This is a genomic window from Tepidimonas sp. (genome assembly GCF_036824975.1).
Lineage (GTDB): Bacteria > Pseudomonadota > Gammaproteobacteria > Burkholderiales > Burkholderiaceae_C > Tepidimonas.
The window spans coordinates 1-5,558 of record NZ_DAISZC010000031.1 but is presented as its reverse complement, the minus strand read 5'-3'; the positions used below and the strand labels follow the sequence as shown (position 1 = coordinate 5,558).

Annotated in this window: 6 protein-coding genes; 4 read left to right on the top strand and 2 right to left on the bottom strand. The window is 67.2% G+C overall.

All coding sequences use genetic code 11. The features are described 5' to 3' along the window. A partial coding sequence (locus V7Z54_RS05305; RefSeq protein ID WP_334134925.1) for a serine/threonine-protein kinase occupies nt 1-710 on the bottom strand: 710 nt, incomplete at its 3' end. Between the two features lie 72 nt (nt 711-782). Between V7Z54_RS05305 and V7Z54_RS05300 the strand changes: the two genes are divergently transcribed. The 4 genes from V7Z54_RS05300 to V7Z54_RS05285 are packed head-to-tail and all read left to right on the top strand — an operon-like array spanning nt 783 to nt 4,935. Further along, entirely contained in the window at nt 783-1,694 is a 912-nt protein-coding gene (locus V7Z54_RS05300) for a YicC/YloC family endoribonuclease (protein ID WP_334134924.1), read from the top strand. Between the two features lie 5 nt (nt 1,695-1,699). After that, entirely contained in the window at nt 1,700-2,320 is a 621-nt protein-coding gene (gene gmk, locus V7Z54_RS05295) for a guanylate kinase (protein ID WP_334134947.1), read from the top strand. Nucleotides 2,321-2,361: 41 nt separating this feature from the next. Beyond that, nucleotides 2,362-2,565, top strand: a complete 204-nt coding sequence (gene rpoZ / locus V7Z54_RS05290) for a DNA-directed RNA polymerase subunit omega (protein ID WP_144328274.1) — start codon at nt 2,362-2,364, stop codon at nt 2,563-2,565. A gap of 27 nt (nt 2,566-2,592) precedes the next feature. Next, nucleotides 2,593-4,935 (top strand): RelA/SpoT family protein, encoded by a 2,343-nt coding sequence (locus tag V7Z54_RS05285; protein ID WP_443082434.1) that lies wholly within the window; start codon nt 2,593-2,595, stop codon nt 4,933-4,935. Between the two features lie 44 nt (nt 4,936-4,979). Here the strand turns inward: V7Z54_RS05285 and greB are convergent. Continuing rightward, the coding region (gene greB, locus V7Z54_RS05280; RefSeq protein ID WP_334134921.1) for a transcription elongation factor GreB at nt 4,980-5,558 on the bottom strand (579 nt) is incomplete at its 5' end.

Here is a 5,558-nt window from a genome sequence, read left to right as displayed (position 1 = left end):
TGCATGCACGATAGCATGCAGACCCCGATGGCGTAGATGTCGGTCCACGGCCCCAGCCCGGCGCCAGCGGTGCGGCGATACATCTCGGGCGCAGCAAAACCCGGCGTGTACATCGGTCGCACGAAGGTGCCTTCGGTGTTGAGCACCTCGCGCGCGGCGCCGAAGTCGATCAGCACCGCGCGGTTGTCGTCGGTGATGAAGATGTTGGCCGGCTTGATGTCCAGGTGCAGCATCTTGTGCTGGTGCACGATGCGCAGCCCGCGCAGCACCTCATCGAACAGCGAGCGAATGGTGGCTTCGCGCAGCACCTTCTTGCGCTGCCGCCCACGCGCCACCACGATGTATTCCTGCAGCGAGGCGCCGCGCAGGTAGTCCATCACCATGTAGACGGTGTCGTTCTCGCGGAAGAAGTTATGCACACCGACCACCGCCGGGTGCGCGATCTGGGCCAGCGCGCGACCTTCCTCGAAGAAACTGCGCAACCCCAACCGGTACAGCGCCTGCTTGTCGGGCGCCACCTGCGGCATCAATTCGCCGGGCGCGCGGGTGGCCAGGGCCGCCGGCAGGTACTCCTTGATGGCCACCTCCTGCCCATTGGCGTCCAGCGCCAGATAGACCAGCCCGAAACCGCCTGTAGCCAGCAAACGCACGATCCGGTAGCCGCCGATGACCGTATCGGGCGGCAGGGGGGCGGGCTTGGTCTTTGACATAATCCGCGCATGAGCTTGCCCTACACCCCGCCTGCGGGGTTCGTCTGCAGGGCCGCCCTCACCTGAACGTCGATGCCAGTGTACAGCATGACGGGCTACGCCAGCGCGCACACCGCCGCGCACGAGCTCCCGCCCGACCACCCCACCCGCCCAGAGCCGGCCACCCTGCTGGCAGTGGAAGTGCGCGCCGTCAATGCGCGCTTTTTGGACCTGACGTTACGGCTGGGCGAGGAGCTGCGCTCGGCCGAGCCGGCGCTGCGGGAGTGCGTGGCGGCCCAGGTGCGGCGCGGTAAGGTAGAGCTGCGCGCCTGGGTGGAACGGCGGCAGGACAGCCCCCTGCGCACGCCGGACCAGGCCGAGCTGCAGCGGCTGCTGCGCGCGCAGGAACAGGTGCAGGCGTGGCTGCCCCAGGCGCGCCCGCTGTCGGTGGCAGAAGTGCTGCAGCTGGTGCCGCGGGCCCCCGCTGCGCCGGTCGACTGGTCGGCCCCGCTGGTGGCACTGACGCAGCGCGTGCTGCATGAATTCAACGCGGCGCGCGCGCGCGAGGGCGAGCGCCTGGGCGATCTGCTGCGCCAGCGGCTGCGCGACCTGCGGGCGCTGGCCGCACAGGCCGAGCCTCTCATCCCCCAGGCGGTGGCGCAGCAGCGCGAGCGTTTTCTGCAACGTCTGGCCGAGGCGCTGGGGGCCGCTGCGGTGGACGCCGGTGTACTGCAAGAGCGCGCACTGACCGAGGCGGCGGCATTTGCCGTGCGCATCGATGTGGCCGAGGAGCTGGGCCGCCTGCAGTCGCATCTGAGCGAAATCGAAGCGGTTCTGGAGCGCGGCGGCGAGGTGGGCAAGCGGCTGGACTTCCTCATCCAGGAATTACACCGTGAGGCCAACACGCTGGGGTCCAAGTCGGCCAGCCTCGAGCTGACCCGCGTGGCACTGGACATGAAGGTCCTGATCGAGCAAATGCGCGAGCAGGTCCAGAATCTGGAATGAATCCGATGGACTATCCCGGCAACCTGTTCGTCGTCGCCGCGCCCAGCGGCACTGGCAAATCGAGCCTGGTCAAGGCGCTGCTGGAGGTGGATGCGCGCATGGAGCTGTCGGTGTCGCACACCACGCGCGCGCCGCGCGGGCAGGAGGTGCACGGGCGCGAGTACTACTTCGTCAGCGACGACGAATTCGACCGCATGATCGCTGCCGACGCCTTCGTCGAATGGGCCGAGGTGCACGGCAAGCGCTACGGCACATCACGCCGGGCGATCGAAGACAAGATCGCGGCCGGCGCCGACATCGTGCTGGAGATCGACTACCAGGGGGCGCTGCAGATCCGACGCCAGTTTGCCAATGCCGTACTGATCTTTATCCTGCCACCAAGCTGGGAGGAGCTGCGCCGCCGCCTGCAACGCCGCGGTGAGGACAGCACGGAGGTGATCGAGCTGCGGCTGCGCAACGCGGCGCAGGAGATGGCGCATGTCGATCAGTTCGACTACGTTATAATTAATGAGGTTTTCGAGCGTGCGCTGTTCGATCTGAAAACGATCACCCACTCGCAGCGGCTGCGGGTGGCCACGCAGCGGCGCCAGCGCGCCGACGTCTTTGCAGCGCTGCATATCGGCTAAACACGGCCACCCGCTTTCATCTGACCCCACCGAGGTTTGCCATGGCCCGCATCACCGTCGAGGATTGCCTGGAGAAGATCCCGAACCGCTTCCAGCTCGTACTGGTAGCCACCTACCGCGCGCGCATGCTCAACCAGGGGCACGCACCCAAGATCGAGAGCCGCAACAAGCCCGCGGTGACGGCGCTGCGCGAAGTCGCGGCCGGCCTGGTCGGGCTGGAGATGCTGCGCAAAGTGCCGGTCTGAACGCGCGTCGCCCGCCTCTGGATATCCATGCCAGCGCCCAATGGGCGCTTTTTTGTTTACATTAGGGGGGTGAGTGTCGATGCTGCCTCTGCTCCTCCTGCCAAAACCCGCGCTACTGCGGACGCCGGGACAGGCGTGCCCACGGCGGCCACAAGGGCTGCAGCGGCTAGTTTTGCGGCCTTGGAATCCAGCCTGGGGTATCTGAATGCGCACGAGATCGAAACCGTGCGCCAGGCGTACCGGTTTGCCGACGCGGCGCACCTGGGCCAGCTGCGCAAGAGCGGCGACCCTTACATCACCCACCCGATCGCGGTCGCGCAGATCTGTACCGAGTGGAAGCTGGATGTGCAGGCGCTGTGCGCGGCGCTGCTGCACGACGTGCTGGAAGACTGCGGCGTCACCAAAGCCGAACTGACCGAGCGCTTTGGTCCTGCGGTGGCGGAACTGGTCGACGGCCTGACCAAGCTCGACAAGCTGGCCTTCGACAGCCGCGAGGAAAGCCAGGCCGAGTCGTTCCGCAAGATGCTGCTGGCGATGGCGCGCGACGTGCGCGTCATCCTCATCAAGCTGGCCGACCGCATGCACAACATGCGCACCATGGGCGACATGCCGCGCCACAAGTGGGGGCGCATCGCGCGCGAGACACTCGACATCTATGCGCCGATCGCGCACCGCCTGGGGCTCAACAACTTCTACCGCGAACTGCAGGATCTGGCCTTTCGCCACCTGCACCCGTGGCGCTACCAGGCGCTGTCGAAGGCACTGGCGCGCTCGCGCGCGCGCCGCAAGGACCTCATCGCGCGCGTGCAGGGGGAAATCGAAGGGGCGTTCGCGCGCAGCGGCATCGAGGTGCGCATCACCGGGCGCGAAAAAACCCTGTACTCCATCTACCACAAGATGGCCAGTAAGCACCTGTCGTTTGCCCAGGTCACCGATATCTACGGCTTTCGCGTCATCGTGCCCCAGGTGCTGGACTGCTACACGGCCATGGGCGTGCTGCACCAGCTCTACAAGCCGCTGCCGGGCAAGTTCCGCGACTACATCGCCATCCCGAAGATCAACGGCTACCAGTCGCTGCACACCACGCTGGTGGGCCCGTTCGGCACACCCATCGAATTTCAGCTGCGCACGCCAACCATGGACGTGGTGGCCGAGTCCGGCATCGCAGCCCACTGGCTCTACAAGAGCGGGGCGACGGCGGACGCCTCGGCACAGGCGCTGAATGTGCAGTGGCTGCAGTCGCTGCTGGACATCCAGCAGGAAACCAAGGACTCAGGTGAGTTTTGGGATCACGTGCGCATCGATCTTTTCCCGGATTCGGTGTACGTGTTCACGCCCAAAAGCAAGATTCTGGCGCTGCCGCGCGGCGCCACGGCGGTGGACTTCGCCTACGCCATCCATAGCGACGTCGGGCACCGCGCCATCGGCGCCACCGTCAACGGCGAGCAGGTGCCACTGCGCACTGAGCTGCACAACGGTGACGTGGTGGAAATCATCACCTCACCGCACGCGCGGCCCAACCCGGCCTGGCTGGGTTTCGTCAAGACCGGACGGGCGCGCTCCAAGATCCGACACTTCCTCAAGACGCTGGCGGCTGAGGAGTCGCGCGCACTGGGCGAGCGGTTGTTGTTGCAGGCGCTGCGCGGTGAAGGCATCGCCGCCCTGCCCGGCGACGACGATGCCGGCCGCGCGATATGGGACAAGCTGCTGCGCTTCACCGGCAACCGCAGCCGCGACGAACTGCTAATCGACATCGGGCTGGGGCGGCGCATCGCCGGCATGGTCGCCAAGAAACTGGCTGCGCTGTTGGCCGAAGCCGGTGCGCGCCCTGATGTGCTGCTGATCAGCCAGGCGCGCTTTGGCACGCCCAGCGAGGAGCATCCGAGCCAGGGCGTAGTGACGCTGGACGGCAGCGAAGGCGCATCGGTGGTGTACGCACCATGCTGTCGGCCGATTCCAGGTGACCGCATCGTCGGCTATCTGGGGCGTGGAGAGGGCCTGGCCGTCCACACCGCCGACTGTTCGGTGGTACAGCGGCTGCTGCACCGCGATCGCGAGCGCTTCCTGGAAGTCGAGTGGGCCGAAGAGCTGACGCGGCCGTTCGAGTCGAGCGTGGTGGTCACGGTGGCCAATGGCAAAGGGGTGCTGGCGCGGGTGGCGGCGGCAATCGCCGCGGCCGAGGCCGACATCACGCACATCCACATGGGTGACGAAGCGGCACAGGCCACCACCGAGCTGCGCTTCACGGTAGCGGTGCGCGACCGCGTGCATCTGGCCCAGGTGCTGCGGCAGCTGCGGCGTACGCCGTCGGTGGTGCGGGCGCAGCGCTTGCGCGCCGGGCGCGGCAGCGGCGACGGCAGCACCCCCTGACCGGGCCGCCGCGGCCCAACCGCGACGTGGACGCGCGCGCCCCGTCAGCCGGCAACCGCCCCCGGCTTTTGCGGCGCCGGATAGCGCACCGCCAGTACCTGTAGCGTCTGCACGCCCGTGGGCGTCACCAGCCGCACCTCGTCGCCCTCGCGAGCCTTGAGCAGCGCCCGCGCCACCGGGGAAATCCAGCTGATCTGGCCGCGGCTGCTGTCGGCTTCATCGATGCCGAGAATCGTCACCGTCTCTTCGCTGCCATCGGCACGCGCATACGTTACGGTGGCGCCGAAAAACACCTGATCCTTGCCGTAGTGCGCGCTGGGGTCCACCACCTCGGCGCACTCCAGCCGCTTGGTCAGGAAGCGGATGCGACGGTCGATCTCGCGCAGGCGCTTCTTGCCGTAGAGGTAGTCGCCATTCTCCGAACGGTCGCCGTTGCTGGCGGCCCAGGCCACCGTCTCCACCACGCGCGGCCGCTCCTCCTCAAGAAGGTGCTTGAGCTCGGCGCGCAGTCGGGCATAACCGGCGGGCGTTATGTAGTTCTTTGCCCCGGCGGGCACGCGCAGCTCGGGACGCTCGTCATCGGCGTCGTCGGTATCGATCTCTTTGGTGAATGCTTTGCTCAC